Source organism: Gilliamella sp. ESL0441, from assembly GCF_019469185.1.
GTDB lineage: Bacteria > Pseudomonadota > Gammaproteobacteria > Enterobacterales > Orbaceae > Gilliamella.
In genome coordinates this window covers 70317-90582 of record NZ_CP048264.1, presented here as the reverse complement: position 1 = coordinate 90582, position 20266 = coordinate 70317, and the positions used below count along the sequence as shown (strand labels likewise).

17 protein-coding genes and 1 tRNA gene are annotated in these 20266 nt (G+C 36.9%); 8 read left to right on the top strand and 10 right to left on the bottom strand.

Annotation, left to right across the window (positions count from 1 at the left end; genetic code table 11):
- Window positions 1–4: 4 nt before the first annotated feature.
- The gene (locus GYM75_RS00420; RefSeq protein ID WP_220216264.1) at window positions 5–259 is read right to left on the bottom strand and encodes a YfhL family 4Fe-4S dicluster ferredoxin; all 255 of its coding nucleotides are present in this window, start codon (window positions 257–259) and stop codon (window positions 5–7) included.
- A gap of 265 nt (window positions 260–524) precedes the next feature.
- Here GYM75_RS00420 and GYM75_RS00415 point away from each other — a divergent pair, with 265 nt between their 5' ends.
- The gene (locus GYM75_RS00415) at window positions 525–1721 is read left to right on the top strand and encodes an efflux RND transporter periplasmic adaptor subunit (RefSeq protein ID WP_220216263.1); all 1197 of its coding nucleotides are present in this window, start codon (window positions 525–527) and stop codon (window positions 1719–1721) included.
- 1 nt (window position 1722) lies between these two features.
- A complete protein-coding gene (locus tag GYM75_RS00410; RefSeq protein ID WP_220216262.1) occupies window positions 1723–3693 on the top strand; it encodes a MacB family efflux pump subunit in 1971 nt (656 codons plus the stop codon).
- A gap of 156 nt (window positions 3694–3849) precedes the next feature.
- Here the strand turns inward: GYM75_RS00410 and GYM75_RS00405 are convergent, their stop codons facing one another.
- Both GYM75_RS00405 and GYM75_RS00400 read right to left on the bottom strand, forming a co-directional pair.
- Entirely contained in the window at window positions 3850–4551 is a 702-nt protein-coding gene (locus tag GYM75_RS00405) for a DsbA family protein (protein WP_220216261.1), read from the bottom strand.
- Between the two features lie 16 nt (window positions 4552–4567).
- Window positions 4568–4834: a YihD family protein gene (locus GYM75_RS00400; RefSeq protein WP_065558498.1), complete on the bottom strand. Its 267-nt coding sequence runs from the start codon at window positions 4832–4834 to the stop codon at window positions 4568–4570.
- Between the two features lie 286 nt (window positions 4835–5120).
- On the opposite strand from GYM75_RS00400, the gene mobA reads away from it, so the two are divergent.
- Window positions 5121–5705, top strand: coding sequence for a molybdenum cofactor guanylyltransferase MobA (gene mobA, locus GYM75_RS00395; protein WP_220216260.1), 585 nt, complete (start codon window positions 5121–5123; stop codon window positions 5703–5705).
- Window positions 5706–5729: 24 nt separating this feature from the next.
- On the opposite strand, the gene GYM75_RS00390 is transcribed toward mobA, so the two are convergent.
- Window positions 5730–6758 carry a low specificity L-threonine aldolase gene (locus GYM75_RS00390; RefSeq protein WP_220216259.1) on the bottom strand — a complete coding sequence of 343 codons (1029 nt, stop codon included), beginning with the start codon at window positions 6756–6758 and terminating at the stop codon, window positions 5730–5732.
- An 85-nt stretch (window positions 6759–6843) separates the two neighbouring features.
- Here GYM75_RS00390 and mobB point away from each other — a divergent pair, with 85 nt between their 5' ends.
- On the top strand, window positions 6844–7350 hold the full coding sequence (gene mobB / locus GYM75_RS00385; protein ID WP_255556794.1) for a molybdopterin-guanine dinucleotide biosynthesis protein B: 507 nt from the start codon (window positions 6844–6846) through the stop codon (window positions 7348–7350).
- 93 nt (window positions 7351–7443) lie between these two features.
- Here the strand turns inward: mobB and grpE are convergent, their stop codons facing one another.
- Window positions 7444–8028: a nucleotide exchange factor GrpE gene (gene grpE, locus GYM75_RS00380; protein WP_065558494.1), complete on the bottom strand. Its 585-nt coding sequence runs from the start codon at window positions 8026–8028 to the stop codon at window positions 7444–7446.
- 157 nt (window positions 8029–8185) lie between these two features.
- Here grpE and nadK point away from each other — a divergent pair, with 157 nt between their 5' ends.
- Entirely contained in the window at window positions 8186–9064 is an 879-nt protein-coding gene (gene nadK / locus GYM75_RS00375) for an NAD(+) kinase (RefSeq protein WP_220216258.1), read from the top strand.
- A gap of 109 nt (window positions 9065–9173) precedes the next feature.
- On the opposite strand, the gene GYM75_RS00370 is transcribed toward nadK, so the two are convergent.
- Window positions 9174–9677, bottom strand: a complete 504-nt coding sequence (locus tag GYM75_RS00370) for a phosphatidylglycerophosphatase A (RefSeq protein ID WP_220216257.1) — start codon at window positions 9675–9677, stop codon at window positions 9174–9176.
- A 97-nt stretch (window positions 9678–9774) separates the two neighbouring features.
- A complete protein-coding gene (gene argF / locus GYM75_RS00365) occupies window positions 9775–10785 on the bottom strand; it encodes an ornithine carbamoyltransferase (protein WP_220216256.1) in 1011 nt (336 codons plus the stop codon).
- A gap of 268 nt (window positions 10786–11053) precedes the next feature.
- Here argF and carA point away from each other — a divergent pair, with 268 nt between their 5' ends.
- The 3 genes from carA to GYM75_RS00350 all read left to right on the top strand — a co-directional run bounded on the left by carA (window position 11054) and on the right by GYM75_RS00350 (window position 15899).
- Window positions 11054–12214, top strand: coding sequence for a glutamine-hydrolyzing carbamoyl-phosphate synthase small subunit (carA, locus tag GYM75_RS00360; RefSeq protein WP_220216255.1), 1161 nt, complete (start codon window positions 11054–11056; stop codon window positions 12212–12214).
- 1 nt (window position 12215) lies between these two features.
- Window positions 12216–15431 (top strand): carbamoyl-phosphate synthase large subunit, encoded by a 3216-nt coding sequence (gene carB / locus GYM75_RS00355; protein WP_220216254.1) that lies wholly within the window; start codon window positions 12216–12218, stop codon window positions 15429–15431.
- A gap of 391 nt (window positions 15432–15822) precedes the next feature.
- Window positions 15823–15899 (top strand) — tRNA-Met (locus tag GYM75_RS00350).
- Window positions 15900–15936: 37 nt separating this feature from the next.
- Here the strand turns inward: GYM75_RS00350 and metF are convergent.
- The 3 genes from metF to GYM75_RS00335 all read right to left on the bottom strand — a co-directional run bounded on the left by metF (window position 15937) and on the right by GYM75_RS00335 (window position 19929).
- Entirely contained in the window at window positions 15937–16812 is an 876-nt protein-coding gene (gene metF / locus GYM75_RS00345) for a methylenetetrahydrofolate reductase [NAD(P)H] (protein WP_220216253.1), read from the bottom strand.
- Window positions 16813–16923: 111 nt separating this feature from the next.
- A complete protein-coding gene (metE, locus tag GYM75_RS00340; RefSeq protein ID WP_220216252.1) occupies window positions 16924–19197 on the bottom strand; it encodes a 5-methyltetrahydropteroyltriglutamate--homocysteine S-methyltransferase in 2274 nt (757 codons plus the stop codon).
- Between the two features lie 180 nt (window positions 19198–19377).
- Window positions 19378–19929, bottom strand: a complete 552-nt coding sequence (locus GYM75_RS00335) for a DUF1440 domain-containing protein (protein WP_065558486.1) — start codon at window positions 19927–19929, stop codon at window positions 19378–19380.
- Between the last annotated feature and the right edge of the window lie 337 nt (window positions 19930–20266).

Below are 20266 nucleotides of genomic sequence, written 5' to 3'. Positions count from 1 at the left end.
CGGGTTAATTTGTGTGTTTTAGTTGCTCAAATTTTGCCAATAGCTGATCATGGGTCTCGATATGCTCAGGATCAGCAATAATAGCATTTTGAATGGGGCAAACACGCTGACAAGTTGAATGATCATAATAACCGACACATTCAGTACATTTGTTGGGATCGATTTCATAAGTATCAAACCCCATAGAGATAGCCTCGTTAGGACATTCAGGCTCACACATATCACAATTAATACATTTACTGGTTATTTTTAATGCCATTGCTCAATTAACTTTATCATCTCCAAAAAATTTGCGCCATTATAGCGCAATCCTTCCTAATTTCTAAAAAAGAATACAGCTATCATGTTCGTGATAGACCAAATAAGTTTGAATTTATTGAAATATTTCAATATAAATTAGATAATTTAGCCTGTATTATTTTCATAATAATTACAATTTATTAAGAATAGTTATCAATAACATTTATATTATTACGCTACAATGCTAAAACGATTAAAGAATAGAATAAAAGGATGAAAAGATATTGTTAAAGTTAATTAAATTCAAAAATATAGTGATTGCTATTTTTCTGTTTGTGCTTCTCTATATTATCAAGCTGATCGTTTTTCCGTCACAATCGCCAGTGAATTATATTACCTCACCCGTGACTAAAGTTAATATTGAAAAAACGGTACTGGCTGATGGAACAATTAGCGCATTCAAGCAAGTCAGCGTGGGTGCGCAGGTTTCGGGTCAGATCAAAAAGTTATATGTTGAATTAGGTGATCAAGTTAAACAAGGAGACATGATTGCTGAAATTGATGACTTAAAACAAAGCAATGATTTGAAACAAGCCGAAGCTTCGCTTAGTAGCCTTGAAGCACAACGTAAATCAAAACAAGCCAACTTAATTAATTACCAACTGACTTATAATCGCCAATTAAAACTCGTCAATAAAGGGGTCGGCGTTCAATCCGATTTAGATTCAGCCAAAGCCGATCTCGATGCAATCAAAGCCGATATCGCTGCCTTAGATGCAAATATCATCAGTGCACAAGTCGCTGTTGATACAGCCAAAGTGAATCTTGGTTATACCAAAATACGATCACCTATTGATGGCGTGATTGTCGCCATACCCGTTGATCAAGGTCAAACCGTTAACTCTGTGCAAAGTGCACCGACCATTGTGAAAGTTGCACAATTGGATAAGATGACCGTTGAAGCACAAATTTCAGAAGCGGATGTCATTAATGTAAAAAAAGGAATGCCCGTCTATTTCACCATATTAGGTGAGCCCAATAGACGTTTTGACGGTTTAACATTACGCGCCATTGAACCTGCGCCAGATTCGATTAATACGGAAAGTTCATCAAGTTTAAGTTCTTCGTCATCCACCACCAAAACAGCAATTTACTATAATGGATTATTCGATGTTGATAATCCTGATCATATTTTACGAATTTCGATGACAGCCCAAGTTTATATTGTTTTATCTGAAGCAAAAGATGTATTGGCAATCCCATCTCAAGCAATCCAAAAAAATTTAGCAGATAATAAAGCAATTGTCTATGTACTTAATCAACAAAATAATGCTGAAGAACGAGAAGTCAGTTTAGGTATCAATAATAATATTAATGTGGAAATCAAATCCGGACTTAAAGAAGGGGAAGTCGTCATTATTGGTAGTGACAATGGCGCATTATTCAATCCTAATGGACGCACGCCGAGGATAAGATTCTGATATGACAAACACTAATAATCCGCTGATCAAACTTGAAAACATTGTTCGTGAATTTCCAGCTGGCGATTCAACCATACAAGTGCTTAAAAGCATCAATCTAACGATTAATGCTGGCGAAATGGTTGCCATTATTGGTGCGTCTGGTTCGGGCAAATCAACATTAATGAATATTTTAGGTTGTTTAGACAAACCAAGCTCTGGTGTCTATACCATTGGAGGACGAACCACCAATCAATTATCACCTGATGAATTAGCTGAATTACGTCGTGAACACTTTGGTTTTATCTTTCAACGTTATCATTTGCTAAACGCCTTAACGGCACAAGGTAATGTTGAAATCCCAGCTATTTATGCCGGAATCACCAATGAACAACGGAAAAAACGAGCTATTGAAATATTAACCCGTTTAGGGCTTGAAGATAAGATTAATAATAAACCCAGTCAATTATCTGGCGGTCAACAACAGCGTGTCAGTATTGCTCGAGCCTTAATAAACGGCGGACAAGTTATTTTAGCAGATGAACCGACCGGCGCACTTGACCGTAAAAGCGGCTTAGAAGTCATGGCTATCTTGCGAGAACTTCATAAACAAGGGCATACCGTCATTATTGTGACACATGATAGCAATATTGCCCAAAGTGCAGAACGGATTATTGAAATCAGTGACGGAAATATTATCTCTGACTCAATCAATCCTAACTATCACGCAGAAGAAGAGGATCATCGCCAAGTCAAACAGATCGAAACGACTAAAACCCAAGACAACTTTCAAGCTAAGTATAATCGTTTTCGAGATGCCTTTAATATGGCAATATTGTCGATGCTTTCTCAACGATTACGAACTTTTCTTACCATGCTTGGTATTATCATTGGTATTGCCTCGGTAGTTTCAATGGTTGCCTTAGGCGAAGGCACAAAACAAAAAATATTATCGAATATAAATTCGTTAGGGACAAGCACACTCGAAATTTATCCCGGAAGCGGATTTGGGGATCGCAACGCAGATAAAATTACCACCTTACGCTCATCCGACGCCGACTTTTTAGCAAAACAAAGTTTTGTACATAGCACGACCCCAAATCTGGCAACATCAGTCTATTTTCGGGTTAAAAATTTGGCTGTAACGGGGACTGTAAATGGTGTGGGAGAGCAATTTTTTGCCGTTCGTGGCTATAACATTACCCAAGGTATTGCGTTTGATCAGGTCAGTGTTGCTTCGTCAGCACAAGATGCCGTTATCGATGAAAATACCGTTAAACAGCTATTTAAGAATGAAAATCCAATCGGCAAAATTCTGATGGTGGGTCAATTACCGGTACGAATAATTGGCGTTGCCACAAAACAACAACAAGGTTTTGGTAATAATGAAAGCCTTAACATCTGGCTTCCTTACACCACAGTCATTAATCGCATGGTGGGACAAACCTCGTTAAGAAGTATTACGGTTCGGGTCAATGATAATGTTGATTTATCGATTGCAGAACAAGCGATTAATAAAATCATGATACAACGGCATGGTGTTAAAGACTTTTTTATTTTTAATTCAGATAGCATTCGTGACACCGTTAACTCCTCAGCTTGGGTATTAACATTATTAATTTCAACCATTGCATTTATCTCACTGTTAGTGGGGGGGATTGGTGTTATGAATATCATGTTGGTCTCTGTCACTGAAAGAACCCGAGAAATTGGCGTACGCATGGCAGTGGGTGCACGTTCAAGTGATATACTGCAACAATTTTTAATCGAAGCGGTATTAGTATGTCTTATCGGTGGCACATTAGGTATCTTATTATCATTTGTGGTTGGTGGGATTTTCAATTATGTTGTCACATCCTTTGCGATGCGTTTTTCCATCATTTCAATTATCGCTGCCTTTAGTTGTTCAAGTGTCATTGGCATAATTTTTGGTTATTTTCCAGCTAAACGAGCCGCCAAACTTGATCCGATTTATGCTTTAGAACGAGAATAACGTTTTTAAAACCTCACCTAAAATTAAAATCCCTCTGCAATCATGATATTGCAAAGGGATTTAAAATAACAACCTTAAAAATTGTCATCATGTTACATCCAAATACTATGACAATTTATCGCACTCAAAACAGATGTTTTAATCAATGACACTCGCTTAATTTTTGGTTTTAGGATCTAAGCCGACTAAGAACGAAGTCACTCTTAAATAATCATTCATAAATGCTTGTTCATCAGATATATTAAGTCCTTTGGAATTGACATAAAACTTGCGATTAACGATAACAGAAGGTATTGAGTTTGGTTTCAATTCTTTAATGGCATCGGTTTGTTGTGCCATAAAAGCTTTAACTAAAAAATTGTCTTTCGTTTCATCAAACGTTTTACTATCCACACCTAACGTTAAAAATACCGCTTTGATGTCGTCAGCAGATTTTATGCTACGCTCTTCTTGTATTGCTTGATAAAAAGCGTCTGAAGCTTTATCTTGAATACCAAGTACATTCGCTATCGCCCATGCTTGAGCAAGTTCCTTGGCAAGTGGCCCAAAATCCTCTAAATGATAACGTTTAAATTTTACCCCTTCTGGTAAATCCTTGCTGATAAGTTGTGCACCATGATATTTTGTTTCAAATCGGTAGCAACTAGGACAATTAAATGAAAAAAACTCAATCACTTCTTTGTCTGGTGATGGATTAGTCGGTAGTACAACATACTGAACACCTTTTTCAATCGGTGCTAATGGTGCCGTAATAGTCGGTGTTTGATCTTCCTTAGAGTCAATACTTGCGGGGGCTTGCTCTGCAAAACTATTTACCGAAAAAAGTAATACTCCCAAAGCAATAAACGTCTTTTTCATTAGTCAATTCTCCTTATTATTTAATAATGCCACGCGCTTTTAACAAGGCACTTTTAAAATCATCTTCATAATCTTTTTTCAGACCGGGGATAGCTTCATTTTTATCAGCGTCACGCATTTTTAAATGATAAATCAGAACCTCATCACTTAACTCTTTTAAGTCGCCTTCAAAACCTGCTTCTTGCCCTAATTGCGCAAGAAATTGTAACAGATTCAGATCTGAGTCTTTTTCCCAGGCTGCCTGTAATAACTCCATTAATTCATCAATACGATGACATTTCATAATTCATACCTTTTTGTATACTTCAAATTAATTGAAGATGATGAGATAAAATTAATGTTAAATATTTAACGCTATAAATTCTGTCACAGAAACATAAACAATAGTAGCGATTCTTTTTACTAAATACAAACGACACGTTAAAAGTCATGGGTATCGACTTATTTTTCAATACCATTTAATGTCTATGAAATAATTGTGATAAGTCTATTTTCCCTTATAACTTAAATTAATTTTGCTATATAGTAATGCTATTTAGATTTTTCGCAATGTGAAACAGAGACATTTTATGGGCAAACTACCTATTACAACAATTATCTTAGCTGGCGGAAAAAGTACCCGAATGAATGGTAACGATAAAGGATTATTACAGCTAAATGGTAAACCGCTTTATCAACATGTCATTGATCGTATTGAATCACAAACAGATTTCATCATGATTAACTGTAATCGCAATCTAAATCAATATCAAAAGGCAGGCTATCCTACCTTCATTGATGATTTAGCGGGTTATCATGGCCCCCTTTCCGGCATTTACAGTGGATTATTACGTAGCACTACCGACTGGAACTTATTTGTCAGTTGTGATACGCCTTTTTTACCTGACGATTTAATCTTTCGTTTAACCCAACACACCACGACACATTACGCTATTTATCCCTTTGATGGTCGGTATCATCATCCAATCATTTTATTGATTCATAAAACCATAATTACCCCACTTAAAGCTTATTTGGCACAAGGTGAACGTAAATTGATGTTATTTTTACAACAAATCAATGCTTATGCTGTCGATTTTAGTGATAAACCATCATGTTTTACCAATATTAATACCCCTGAGATACTTGAGCAACTCACTCAATCAAAAAAATAAATCTCTTATTTTTAGATTAAACTGCTATTTATTCCATTTTGTTAAGTGTTTAGCAAAATCGTCTATTTCAACATCCTGTGTTGCCCAAGAAGTACAAAAACGTAACCCGATATGCGCCTCATCAATTGCCCCAAGATTATCGACCGAATAATGTGCAAGGATTTTCTTGGCTAATCGTTTTGGCACACTAACAAATAATTGATTGCTTTGTGGTTTACTTAAGAATGAAAATCCAGCATTTTCAAACAGTGTTTGCAGTTTATCTGCCATATAATTACTATGCTTACCCAGTTTGATATACAAGTTGTTTTGCATCAACGCATTCATCTGTACGGCAACAATCCAACTTTTAGCTAAAATTGCGCCTTTTTGCTTCATACTAAATCGAAAATCTTGGTTAATCGTCAGGTTATTAAACACCAATGCTTCACCCGCAAATGCCCCCACTTTCGTGCCACCTATATAAAAAACATCGGTATATTTAGCTAAATCCGGAAAGGTTAGATCATTATCTTTTGCGGCTAATGCCATTGCCAGACGTGCACCATCTAAATACAGATAAAGTTGATTATTTTGACAAAATTGATATAGCTTTTTAAGCTCTTGCTTACTATAAATAGTACCAAGTTCGGTGGTGTTTGAAATATACACTAATTTAGGTTGTACCATATGTTCATCATGATGATGTGCCAAAACGGGTTTTAGCAATTCAGGCGTCAATTTTCCATCTTGGCTTTTCACCGTTAATACTTTATGTCCTGTTGCTTCAATCGCCCCTGTTTCATGCACATTAATATGTCCACTTTCGGTCGCAATAACCGCTTGATAAGGTTTTAAAATATGTGAAATAACTGTTAAATTCGTGATAGTTCCACCTGGCATAAAATGTATATCTGCATTCGGCGATTTTAGACGCTTTTTGATATTTTCTTTAGCTTGATGACAGCACTCATCTAAACCATAGCCACTTAACTTTTTATTGGTCGTTTCAACAAAGCTTTTTAACAAGCTTGGATGCACTGTTTGGTTATAATCATTCAAAAAATCATACATATCATTACCTTTATTCCGCCTTCATTTTTTAATATGATGTTATATTAATCGCATCTTCAATATAACACGATAAAGCAGAGAGTCTATGAACAATACAAAAATGATTGGAATTAGTGGCTATAGTGGCAGTGGTAAAACGACCCTTCTCAAGAAAATAATTCCTTTATTGGTCGAACAGGGTTTTCGCATTGGCTCGTTAAAGCATGCGCATCATAATATTGAACTAGATATTCCCGGAAAAGATAGTTATGAACTGCGAAAAGCCGGTTCTTTACAAACCATTATTGCTTGTGATAACCGCTATGCATTTATTGAAGAGACCCCAAACAATCCTGTCGATTTATCGACACTGATTAACCAATTTAGCCATGTCGATATCGTTTTGATTGAAGGATTTAAAGAAGAGAAAATACCTAAAATTATTTGTCATCGGCATACAAACCAACCTCAGCTGTATATTGACGAATATACCTTAGCCATCGCCAGTGATGAGCCATTAGAGAGTCAGCTACCTGTATTTGATATCAATCAAGCCGATCCAATCGTTGAGTTTATAAAAGGATATTTATCATTGCCAAAACAGCATAAATAAAAAATAAAGGGTGTATTAACCTATCTTTTTAAGCAAACCGAAACAAAAAAGGGAAATACTTCATTTCCCTTTTATTTCAGCATAATCGCTTATTTATTTCGCAACAATCACCATTGCCGGACGAATTAAACGACCATTTAAGGTATAACCTTTTTGAATGGTATTGACGATTTGACCTGATTGATGATCTGGCGATTCAACCATGCTAATCGCTTGGTGAACATCAGGATTTAATTGTGAATCTACTGTGTTAATCACTTCAATCCCAAACTTTTTGACGGTATCTAAAAATGATTTTAAGGTAAGCTCTAATCCTTCAACAGTTGCTTGATGTTCAGGATTATTTTTATCGGTAGATTCGAGAGCTCGCTCTAAATTATCGATAACTGGCAACAGTTCATTCGAAAATTTTTCTAACGCAAATTTTCGTGCTTTATCAACGTCTTGTTCAACACGTTTACGAACATTATCAATCTCAGCACGGGCACGAATCATCGCCTCACTCTCATTTTTTTTCGCAATTTGTAATGCCTGTTCTAATTCAGCAATACGTGCATCTTTCGCTTTTAATTGCTCCTCGTAATTCGGTTCAGCTGGTGCTTCTGATTCTTTTGGTTCTTCTACCGCTACATCAATGTTAGGTTCATTTTCTGACATGTTCTTGTCTTGCTCTGTCATAAGGTACTCCAAATATAGTCGAAAACTTAGTGAATTAAGGTTATTATGGGGACGATTTTTGTTATTGCAAGGTTATCTCTATAGGTTAATATATATTTTTTTATTTTTAATTAAAAAAATCAATGATACTTAAATAAAAAAATGACAAGGATATTTTATGGGTGCACCATTTAAATGTATTGGTTTAGTTGGCATTCCACGCAAATTAGACGCTATCGAAACCCACAGAGTGCTTTATGATTGGTTAATCAAATTAGGTATTCGTGTTTTAGTTGAAGACCGATTAGCGGAATTTATTAAATTTCCAGCAAATGTCTATGCCAATTTGGATACGATTGGAGAACAAGCTGATCTGGCCATTGTTGTTGGTGGCGATGGCAATATGTTGCGTTCGGCTCGCTATTTATCACACTATAAAATTAGAGTAATCGGCGTGAATCGGGGTAATTTGGGCTTTTTAACCGACATTTCGCATGAGCAAGTCGTGGAACAGTTAAGTCCAGTTATTGCCGGAGAATATGACGATGACCCTCGCTTTTTACTTGAAGTTTCAATTTATGATAATGGCAATCTCATCAATTCCGGTTTTGCCGTTAATGAAATTGTCGTTACGCCCAATACCGTTGCGCATATGATTGATTACGATGTGTATATCAATGAACGCAATGCATTCTCACAGCGTGCGGATGGTTTAATTATTGCAACCCCAACCGGCTCTACCGCCTACTCCTTGTCTGCTGGTGGACCAATTTTAGCGCCTCACTTAGATGCACTCATTATTACACCAATGTTTCCACACTCATTGGCGGTAAGACCATTAGTCATCAAAAGTGATAACCCTATCCATCTTAAGTTTCCAACCACTGCATTAGATTTGAATATTGCTTGCGATAGCCAAATTATTTTACCGGTCAAACCAAGCTATGATGTTATTATTCGACGTTCTGGATATGAATTTAATTTAATTCATTCTAAAGATTATGATTATTTTAATAACCTTTCCAGTAAATTGGGTTGGTCACAAAAAATGTATTAAATCATTTAGCTAACCACTTTTAGACAAAAAATCATTATCGATTATGGCTCGCAGGTAATCATTTTAACCTGCGAGCATACCAAGAAGGTAAAAATGCTGTTATTTTAAATCAGCAGGGAATCACATAAGCCAACACATAAACAGTCAGGGATGAAAAAATTGCTGCAATTACATCATCCACCATAATACCAAAACCACCGGGAACACGCTTATCAAACCAACGAATAGGCCAAGGTTTTGCCATATCAAATACTCGAAAAGCAACAAAAGCAATCGCAATCCATAGTAGTGAATATTGTGGGATAAAAAATAGCGTTATCCACATACCAACAAATTCATCCCAAACGATATGCCCTGAGTCATGCGTATGTGTATCATCTGATGTCTTTTGACAAAGAAAACAGCCAAACATAAATGTCACAAAAATAAAGATCCAATATAAAATCGGTTGTAACTCGTTAAATAACAACCACAGCGGAATCGCCATTAATGACCCCATTGTGCCAGGCATAATTGGGGATAAGCCACTTCCTAATCCCACCGCTAAAAAATGGATCGGATTAGTAAGTTTTAAGTGTTTTTTAAAATCTTTATTACGTGCTTGTTTTGTCATGTTTGCTTTTAAATTTGATAAAATGATGCCGACTTAACGTCGGCAAACATAGCAAAATGCTGATAGTTAATTAGCATTTTTATTGATGAGTATTATATTATTCGTCTTTGGTTAACGTTGCAACCATTACGGCTTTAATGGTATGTAAACGATTTTCTGCTTCATCAAAAACAATACTGTGTCGAGATTCAAATACATCGTTAGTCACTTCTAAACCATCTGTTAAACCATATTGCGCTGCCATTTGCTTGCCGACGGTGGTATTCATATCGTGAAAAGCGGGCAAACAGTGCATAAATTTCACATCGGGATTATGAGTAAGATTAATCACATTTTGATTAATTTGATAAGGCGCTAACAGTTTGACCCGTTCATCCCAAACGTCTTTAGGTTCTCCCATGGAAACCCACACATCGGTATAGAGAAAATCAACGTCGTTAACACCATCAGCAACATCTTCTGTTAAAAGGATTTTAGCCCCTGTCGTTTTTGCTATATCTTGGCACTGTTCGACCAGTTCCGATTCGGGTTGGCACGCTTTAGGCGCCACTAAACGAATCTCCATACCCATTAAAGCTGCGCCTTCCATCAACGAATTCCCCATATTATTACGCGCATCACCTAGATAGGCGAATTTGACACTGCTTAATGCCCGATTGCCGATATGTTCTTTCATGGTCATAAAGTCAGCTAAAATCTGTGTAGGGTGTGCTTCGGTGGTTAATCCATTCCACACAGGGACACCGGCATACTTCGCTAAAGTTTCGACAATATCTTGTCCATAACCTCGATACTCAATACCGTCATACATCCGTCCTAATACACGGGCAGTATCTGCAATAGATTCTTTATGGCCTATTTGGCTCCCACTTGGACCTAAATAGGTCACTTGGGCACCCTGATCAAATGCGCCCACTTCAAAAGCACAACGCGTACGGGTTGAGTCTTTTTCGAAAATTAAGGCAATATTTTTACCCACCAGATGTTTTTTTTCAGTGCCTTGTTGCTTAGCGTGCTTTAATTGAATAGAAAGATCGATTAATTGATTAATTTCGCTTGGGGTGAAATCGAGTAAACGTAAAAAGTGGCGCTGATAAAAACCGTGCATGACGAGCTCCTAATCGAGATTATTATTCACGCCATTCTATTTGAATAATTATTCACTTTCAAGCTAAACATAATAATATCTTTGATAATTTATGTGATTCGTTACAAGTCTCAAAAATGAGACATTATTATTCAATTAATTTTAATAATATTGCTTTTTTTGTATAAAAAAGTGTAATAAAATGGCTAAATATTATCTTATCAAGATTAATAGCAATGAATTTTTATTCATATATAATGATTTTTTATTCTTAAAGGTCTTTTTAATCATGCAAACTTATGCCCTCCTCATATTACAAGACGGTTCACAATTTATCGGTACATCTATCGGCGCTGAAGGTCAAACTGTTGGCGAAGTTGTTTTTAATACCTCAATGACTGGCTATCAAGAAATATTGACCGATCCCTCTTACTGTGAACAATTAGTTACTTTAACTTATCCACATATTGGTAATGTGGGCACTAATGATGCAGATGCTGAATCAAATCAAGTTTACGCAAAAGGACTTATTATTCGTGATTTGCCACTATTAGCTAGTAATTATCGCTGTGAAAAAGATCTCTCCAGTTATCTAAAACAACACAATGTTGTTGCTATTGCCGATATTGATACCCGCCGTTTAACCCGTATTTTACGTGAAAAAGGCGCACAACATGGCGTTATTGTAACGGGCAAAGATAAACAGACTTTACTCGAAAATGCAGAAGCAACCAAACAAATAGCTCTCAATTTTAAAGGATTAACCGGACTTGATTTAGCTAAAGAAGTAACGTGTGCTAAAAGTTATTGTTGGACGCAAGGCATTTGGACAAGACAAAATGAACATCCAACACCAAAACCTGAAAGTGTTTTACCCTATCATGTTGTTGCCTATGATTTTGGTGTTAAACAAACTATTTTACGAATGTTAGTTGAACGGGGTTGCAAATTAACCATTGTGCCGGCTAAAACGAGTGCCGAACAAGTTTTAGCATTACATCCTGATGGTATCTTTTTATCTAATGGGCCTGGTGATCCAGCACCGTGTACGTATGCCATAGATGCCATTAAGCAATTTTTAACCACTAATATTCCGATATTTGGCATCTGTCTTGGACATCAGCTGTTAGCGCTGGCATGTGGTGCGAAAACCATAAAAATGAAATTTGGTCACCATGGTGGAAATCATCCGGTTAAAGATCTTGAGCATGATCGTGTCATGATTACCGCGCAAAATCATGGTTTTGCCGTTGATGAACACAGTTTACCGGCTCACTTACGTGTTACGCATCAATCCCTATTCGACGGCTCATTACAAGGTATTCATCATAATCAAAAACCTGCTTTTAGTTTTCAAGGACATCCCGAAGCCAGTCCTGGGCCACATGATGCCGCCCCGCTTTTTGATCACTTTATAGAGTTAATTAAATTTTACCAGCAGGAGCAATAACATGGCTAAGCGAACAGACATCAACACTATTTTAATTATTGGCGCAGGCCCGATTGTTATTGGTCAAGCATGTGAATTTGATTATTCAGGCGCACAAGCCTGCAAAGCACTACGTGAAGAAGGCTATCGGGTTATTTTAGTGAATTCCAATCCTGCCACCATTATGACCGATCCTGAACTGGCAGATGCAACCTACGTTGAACCTATTCATTGGACAACGGTGAGCAAAATTATCGAACAAGAAAAACCCGATGCGATTTTACCCACAATGGGAGGACAAACTGCCCTTAACTGCGCTCTGGAACTTGAAAAACGCGGTATTTTAAAACAATTTAATGTTGAGATGATCGGTGCCACCGCTGACGCCATTGATAAAGCCGAAGATCGCAAACGTTTTGATCAAGCCATGAAAAAAATTGGTCTTGATACGGCTCGTTCGGGTATTGCCCATTCACTGACAGAAGCTTACACCGTACTCAAACAAGTAGGCTTTCCTTGCATTATTCGTCCTTCATTTACGATGGGCGGTACCGGTGGTGGAATTGCTTATAATACTCAAGAATTTGATGAAATTTGTACTCGAGGATTAGATTTATCACCAACGAAAGAACTACTGATTGATGAGTCATTGATCGGTTGGAAAGAGTACGAAATGGAAGTTGTGCGAGATAAAAATGATAACTGCATAATTGTCTGTTCAATTGAAAATATTGACCCTATGGGCATTCATACCGGCGATTCCATTACTGTTGCCCCAGCTCAAACCTTGACTGATAAAGAGTATCAAATCATGCGTAATGCCTCGATTGCCGTACTTCGTGAAATTGGAGTAGAAACAGGTGGATCAAATGTTCAATTTTCGGTCGATCCCAAAACAGGACGCTTGATTGTCATTGAAATGAATCCACGGGTATCACGCTCATCCGCATTAGCGTCAAAAGCAACTGGTTTTCCTATCGCCAAAATCGCCGCCAAACTGGCAGTCGGTTATACTCTTGATGAACTCGCCAATGATATTACAGGCGGTAGAACACCGGCATCATTTGAGCCTTCGATCGACTATGTCGTCACTAAGATTCCACGTTTTAACTTTGAAAAATTTGCCGGTTGTAATGATCGCTTAACCACACAAATGAAATCAGTAGGTGAAGTCATGGCGATTGGGCGCACTTTTCAAGAATCATTACAAAAAGCGCTACGAGGACTTGAAGTCGGTGCGTGTGGTTTTGATCCGAAAATTGACAATTATGATGATGAAAAAAAACTCAATAAAATACGTTATGAACTACAAGAAGCTGGGGCTGAACGAATTTGGTATATTGCGGATGCTTTTCGAGCCGGTTTCAGCTTAGATGACGTTTTCACATTAACCAATATTGATCGCTGGTTTCTTGTGCAGATTGAAGAACTTATCAGCCTTGAAAACCAACTAAAATCGCAATCATTAGCTAGCCTTAATTCAGAATCATTATGGCAACTTAAGCGTAAAGGTTTTTCAGATTTACGAATCGCTAAACTGCTGAATGTTAAAGAGCAAGACGTTCGTGATCGACGAAACCAATACCATATTCATCCGGTTTATAAACGGGTTGATACTTGTGCAGCAGAATTCTCAACCGATACGGCTTATCTTTACTCAACCTATGAACAAGAGTGCGAAGCCAAACCACAATTTCATCGCCCCAAAATTATGATATTAGGCGGTGGACCTAATCGGATTGGGCAAGGTATTGAGTTTGATTACTGTTGCGTGCATGCAGCACTAGCATTACGTGAAGATGGTTATGAAACCATTATGGTTAACTGTAATCCTGAAACGGTATCAACTGATTATGATATATCAGATCGACTCTATTTCGAGCCTGTCACATTGGAAGATGTGCTAGAAATTGCCTACGTTGAAAAGCCAAACGGTATAATCGTCCAATATGGTGGACAAACACCACTTAAATTGGCTCGAGCACTGGAAGCAGCAGGATTACCAATTATTGGTACTTCACCTGATGCAATCGATCAGGCTGAAGATCGTCAACGCTTTCAAGCCATTGTTGAAAAATTAAAGTTGAAACAGCCGGTTAATGCTACTGTAACTGATATTGAAGAAGCCGTCATTAAAGCCGAACAGATTGGCTATCCATTAGTGGTCAGACCCTCTTACGTGCTTGGCGGTCGGGCAATGGAGATTGTTTATAATGAACCCGATTTAAGGCGATATTTTAAAACCGCTATCAGCGAATCTAACAACGCTCCTGTATTGCTTGATCACTTTCTAGATGACGCAATTGAAGTTGATATTGATGTGATTGCCGACGGTGAACAAATTATGATCGGCGGCATTATGGAGCACATTGAGCAAGCGGGTATTCACTCAGGCGATTCCGCTTGTTCATTACCCACTTATACATTAAGTCCGGACATTTTAAATAAATTGCGCAAACAAGCCAAACAGTTAGCCTTGGAACTTAATGTTAAAGGTTTGATGAATGGGCAATTTGCCGTCAAAGATAATCAAATTTATTTGATTGAAATCAACCCTCGAGCTGCTCGCACCGTGCCATTCGTGTCGAAAGCAACAGGACTGCCACTTGCCAAAATTGCCGCTAGGGTCATGACAGGTCAAACACTTGCTAAACAAAATATGACCAGTGAGCTTATTCCACCTTATTACTCAGTAAAAGAAGTGGTTTTACCATTTAATAAATTTAGTGGTGTTGACCCTATTTTAGGGCCAGAAATGCGTTCAACCGGTGAAGTAATGGGAATCGGTAAAACCTTTGCCGAAGCTTTTGCTAAAGCACAATTAGGTAGTTTATCGAATATGAAAAAATCGGGGAAAGCGCTCTTATCAGTTCGTGATCAAGACAAAACTCGCTTGTTAGCGATCGCTAAACGACTCATTGCGCATGGGTTTAGTATTGACGCCACTTTTGGCACCGCTAAGGCATTACAACAAGCTGGCATACCATGCCAAATGGTCAAAAAAGAAAACGAAGGACGCCCGAATATTCATGACCATATCAAAAACGGTGAATATAGTTATATTCTTAATACCACTTCGGGACGCGCAGCCATTGAAGCATCGAAAATTCTGCGTCGTAGTGCAATACAGTACAAAGTTCACTATGATACAACAATGAATGCCGCTTATGCTACAACGGTTGCATTAGACTGCGATCCAGCACAATATGTTGTATCATTGCAAACACTTTACGCATAAATATTGGGTAAAAAGTAAGCCTATAAAATAAATAGTGACTGACATATGTGCTGAGAACAAGAAACCTTAATACTATTAAAATATAGTATTAAGGATATTTTTAAATGGTAGCGTTAATTTAATCTTTCCACATAAACATGAACCATGATATTGATTAGACATTTTTTTCCTTTCTTTCTTGAATAAATAACAATTACTCTAATATGAAATAAATAGCAGCCTAGCTTTTAATCAAAAAACAAAGTGATTTTTATCTAAAAAATTTAAGAAAAGGCGTACATTTTAGTAAAGAAAGTGTCTATTTATAGATAATGTGTTCAAAAATGGGGCAGTTACGCCAAAAAGGTATTGCTTTATTATTTTATTACTATAATATTGCTCACCTCTTTGACGCGGGGTGGAGCAGCTTGGTAGCTCGTCGGGCTCATAACCCGAAGGTCGTTGGTTCAAATCCAGCCCCCGCAACCAACTCTTCAATATTTCAGCTTTTTCTATTAGTTACACATTATGCCGATTTAGGTACTGCAAGTAACGTTGATACTGCCTCACTGATTCTTCTGGCAATATAGCTATTATTCATCGTATACAAATGGATACCATCAACATCTTGTGAAACAAGATCAACAATCTGATCAATAGCATAAGCAATCCCTGCATCACGGAATGCATCAGGATGATGTTCATATTTTTCCATCATCTGTTTAAACTTCTTCGGAAGATTAACCCCACACATCGATACCATGCGCTCAATTTGGTTTTTATTCGTCACCGGCATAATACCTGCTTCTATCGGTACGTTAATTCCCATATCATGTGCTTTATCTAAAAAAGTATAAAAATAGTCATTATCAAAAAAGAGCTGTGAGATTAACTGATCGGTACCTGCATTCACCTTTTCTTTTAAATGTATCAAATCTTGTTTTAGGGTTGAGGTTTCAAGATGCCCTTCCGGATAACAAGCACCTATTACATTGAAATCCCCATTTTCTTTAATATATGAGACCAATTCACTGGCATAGCGAAAATCATCTTTAGGCGCAATATTAGGATTAATATCGCCTCGTAAGGCAAGCACATTATCAATACCAGCACATTTAAGATCATGAAGAATTTTTTGCATTTCTGCTTTATCAAAACTAATACCGGGTAAATGGGCAACACTCTCAATACCATAAGTGTGTTTGACCGAGTGGGCAATATCAATAGTGGTTTGACCGTTCAAACTGCCACCAGCCCCATAAGTTACACTGATAAAATCAGGCTTAAAATAGCCAAGTTCACGTAATGTGCTATAGATAGTCTCTAAAGGCGACGTTTTTTTAGGTGGAAACACTTCAAAAGAGAACACCGTTTTTTTATTAAAAAGTAAATTTGTTTTCATTTGTTTCATCCATTCGTGTGCCAACGATTGTCCTTACTGACATTTCCGCCGCTCAAAATCGGCGGCGGAATAATAAGGCTTAACAACGTTATTTAGCGTCAAAAAAGCTTATCAATTGAGTGTTTTTCGAACTTCTAATGTTGCTTGAACTAAATGTTCTAAGCTTTCAACAACTTCTTTTTCGCCACGCGTTTTTAAACCACAATCTGGATTAATCCATAATTTTTGCTTTTCAATTTTAGCCAGTAACTTCTCAATCGTGGCTTTAATTTCGGCAACCGGTGGGACACGAGGTGAATGGATATCATAAACACCTGGCCCAACTTCTGTTTTAAAGTGATTAGCTTTAAGTACGTCAATCAATTGCAGATTTGAACGAGAAGCTTCAAACGAAATCACATCAGCATCCATTGCATCAATATCTTTGATGATGTCAGCAAATTCGCTGTAACACATATGCGTATGAATTTGTGTATCAGCTTGTACTTTGCTGTGAACTAATCTAAATGCTGGAATAGCCCAATCTAAATATTCACTATTCCAATCCGCTTTACGTAGTGGTAATTTCTCTTTTAGCGCCGCCTCATCAATTTGGATAACTTTAATACCCGCCGCTTCAAGATCTAACACTTCATCACTGATTGCTAAACCAATTTGGAAGACTGATTCTTTTTGTGAAATATCTTCACGAGGAAACGACCAGTTAAGGATCGTAACTGGACCTGTTAACATGCCTTTAACAGGTTTATCAGTGAGGCTTTGTGCGTATTGTGAATACTCAACGGTAATGGGTTTAGAGCGTGAAATATCACCCCAAACAATAGGTGGTTTAACACAACGAGTACCGTATGATTGCACCCATGCTTTTTCAGTAAAGACAAAACCATTTAAGCTTTCGCCAAAATACTCGACCATATCATTACGTTCAAATTCACCATGAACTAACACATCAATACCAATCTTTTCTTGGAGCTTAATGCATTCTGCAATTTTTTGCTTATTAAACTCGGTATATTCATTCAAACAAATTTCACCTTTTTTGAATTTTGCTCGATTTAAACGAACATCAGGAGTTTGTGGGAATGAACCAATCGTTGTTGTTGGTAGAAGTGGTAAATTGAAGGCTTTTTTCTGTGCTGCTTCACGGACTGAAAACGCTGGCAAACGAGTAAAATCGGATTCTTTTAATGCAGCGACTTTCTGACGTACTGCTTGATTGGCGCCTTCTCGTTCACGCGTAAATAACGTTTGATTAGCTTTAAACGCTGCATGATTTTCAGGTTGAGACTCGTTAACTAAAAGCCCCAGTTCAGCAAGTTCTTGAAGTTTTTCTTGAGCAAAAGCAAAATAAGCACGTTGTTGAATCGTTAACTTTGTTTCATTTTGCAATGTGTAAGGCACATGGAGTAAAGAACATGACGTATTAATCACCACTTTACCCGCTTTTTGTTTAATTTTAGTCACTAATGCCAATGTTTTTTGATAATTATTTTTCCAAATATTTTTACCATTAACCACACCAGCAAATAACACTTTATCAGACGGGAATCCATGATTTTCAAGTAATGCTAATGATTGTTTGCCTTCAACAAAATCCAGTCCAATACCATCAAATGGTAGCGCCACCAATTCTTTGTAGCAATCACGAACATCACCAAAATAGGTTTGTAACACGACTTTAGTTGTCCCTTTAACCGATAAGATCGCCTGATAAAGTTCAGTAAATAAAGCAATATCATCTTTATTTAAATCAGTCACCAAAATTGGTTCATCAATTTGAATCCACTGTGCGCCAAGTGTCGTAAATTTTTGAATGATGTCTTGATAAGCTTTAATAATATCAGCTTTAAAATCAACCAGTTTTTTATTTCCTAAATACTGGGCAAGTTTGAAAAATGTTAACGCACCAATAACAACCGGTTTAGTTTGTATACCAAGTGCTTTCGCTTCTTGATATTCATCAAAAGGCTTTGTGCCAGCTAATTTAATCTGTACTGAATCTTCAATTTCAGGTACTAAGTAGTGATAGTTGGTGTTAAACCACTTTTTCATTGCCAATGCACGAACATCACCTTTTTCACCTTGATAACCCCGTGCCATTGCAAAATAACGATCCAATTCCGGTAAACTTAAATCTTGGTAACGTTTTGGAATAACATTGAGTAAACAAGCGGTATCTAATACTGCATCATAAAACGAAAAATCATTTGAGGAGATAAAAGCAATGTTATGTGATGCTTGCTGTTGCAAATGCTCAGCACGTAATGCTTTAGCGTCATTTAATAATTCAGTCTGGCTTTTATTGCCTTTAAAATAAGCTTCGGTAGCAAATTTAAGTTCACGAAGTTTACCAACACGAGGATATCCAATTACAGCAGTATTCATTTTTTGTTTTCCTTTCATCACATTTCTTAAGTAGCAAAAAAGATAACAAAAAAAACTGTTATTGAATAATTCTAGTTTTTTATTGATTGATATAGTTTTTTTCTATATCGAAACATCAAAAAAAATCCCTCTAACGTTATATTGTCAGAAGGATTTTAGTTAATTATTTAGGAAAATTGACTATTTACGCCATTCACCACGAATAGGTCTTGAAAAATAAGCAAGTACGGCAATCATACAAATTTCAATCGACACACCCCAGTAGATATGTCCTAAAAATTCACTCCAAAGTTCATAGCCATTTAAATTCCATAACCAACCTACTGTACCCTCTGGATCGTAAGCAGGATGACGGAAACCAAGCAGTGGAATTAAAAAGCCATGCATGGTGACGGTAATGATAATGCCGTAGAATGCACCATACCATAATCGGATTTTATTCCAAAAGTAGGCAATAAACACATAGACAAAAGCAAATGCAAAACTAAATAGCCAGTGATAAAGTGTCACTGCACCTGAAACAATAGCCGTTTGATAAGCATAATCAAGCGAGTGAGAATTAATACCTAACCAACCAAGCCATGCATCAATATGTGCTGCAGGAGGAGAAACTTCACCGGGTACACGTGGAGGCATGTTGACTTCTGAGCCCCATTTAACTAACGCACTAATGAATCCACCAATCAGAGTTGTCCAAATAATGATTTGACGATTTGTTTTATTTCCAAACATGTTAAATGTCCTTAATTATTGTGAATAATTTTTGCAAATTATATTGCATAATAATTAGGGTTAAAAGAGGGAACGATAAGATTAATATACAAGAAAATCTATTATACTAATTGGTAAAACTTGATTTAAAATCGATTTACAAAAGAAAAATATTCAATTTATTCATATTTCATCGAAAATCAATTGATATTTTGCTATTTTATCGAGATAAAAGTTAGACACTTAGATAATAAATAAACACCAATTTTCTCACAAAACACGATTAAACTGTATTTATTTACAGTATTTTTGTTGCTATACTGCTCATATTTTCACTAGCATTACTGATTAATTTTTT

Excerpts from the sequence above, each read along its gene's own strand:
- GYM75_RS00370 (WP_220216257.1), bottom strand. The coding sequence starts at position 9,677 with ATGACAAAACAAGCACGTAATAAAGATTTTAAAAAACACTTAAAACTT.
- carA (WP_220216255.1), top strand. The coding sequence starts at position 11,054 with ATGCAAACTTATGCCCTCCTCATATTACAAGACGGTTCACAATTTATC.
- GYM75_RS00405 (WP_220216261.1), bottom strand. The coding sequence starts at position 4,551 with ATGAAAAAGACGTTTATTGCTTTGGGAGTATTACTTTTTTCGGTAAAT.
- GYM75_RS00390 (WP_220216259.1), bottom strand. The coding sequence starts at position 6,758 with ATGTATGATTTTTTGAATGATTATAACCAAACAGTGCATCCAAGCTTG.
- GYM75_RS00335 (WP_065558486.1), bottom strand. The coding sequence starts at position 19,929 with ATGTTTGGAAATAAAACAAATCGTCAAATCATTATTTGGACAACTCTG.
- mobB (WP_255556794.1), top strand. The coding sequence starts at position 6,844 with ATGAACAATACAAAAATGATTGGAATTAGTGGCTATAGTGGCAGTGGT.
- metE (WP_220216252.1), bottom strand. The coding sequence starts at position 19,197 with ATGAATACTGCTGTAATTGGATATCCTCGTGTTGGTAAACTTCGTGAA.
- nadK (WP_220216258.1), top strand. The coding sequence starts at position 8,186 with ATGGGTGCACCATTTAAATGTATTGGTTTAGTTGGCATTCCACGCAAA.
- GYM75_RS00410 (WP_220216262.1), top strand. The coding sequence starts at position 1,723 with ATGACAAACACTAATAATCCGCTGATCAAACTTGAAAACATTGTTCGT.
- mobA (WP_220216260.1), top strand. The coding sequence starts at position 5,121 with ATGGGCAAACTACCTATTACAACAATTATCTTAGCTGGCGGAAAAAGT.
- GYM75_RS00400 (WP_065558498.1), bottom strand. The coding sequence starts at position 4,834 with ATGAAATGTCATCGTATTGATGAATTAATGGAGTTATTACAGGCAGCC.
- carB (WP_220216254.1), top strand. The coding sequence starts at position 12,216 with ATGGCTAAGCGAACAGACATCAACACTATTTTAATTATTGGCGCAGGC.
- argF (WP_220216256.1), bottom strand. The coding sequence starts at position 10,785 with ATGCACGGTTTTTATCAGCGCCACTTTTTACGTTTACTCGATTTCACC.
- GYM75_RS00420 (WP_220216264.1), bottom strand. The coding sequence starts at position 259 with ATGGCATTAAAAATAACCAGTAAATGTATTAATTGTGATATGTGTGAG.
- metF (WP_220216253.1), bottom strand. The coding sequence starts at position 16,812 with ATGAAAACAAATTTACTTTTTAATAAAAAAACGGTGTTCTCTTTTGAA.
- grpE (WP_065558494.1), bottom strand. The coding sequence starts at position 8,028 with ATGACAGAGCAAGACAAGAACATGTCAGAAAATGAACCTAACATTGAT.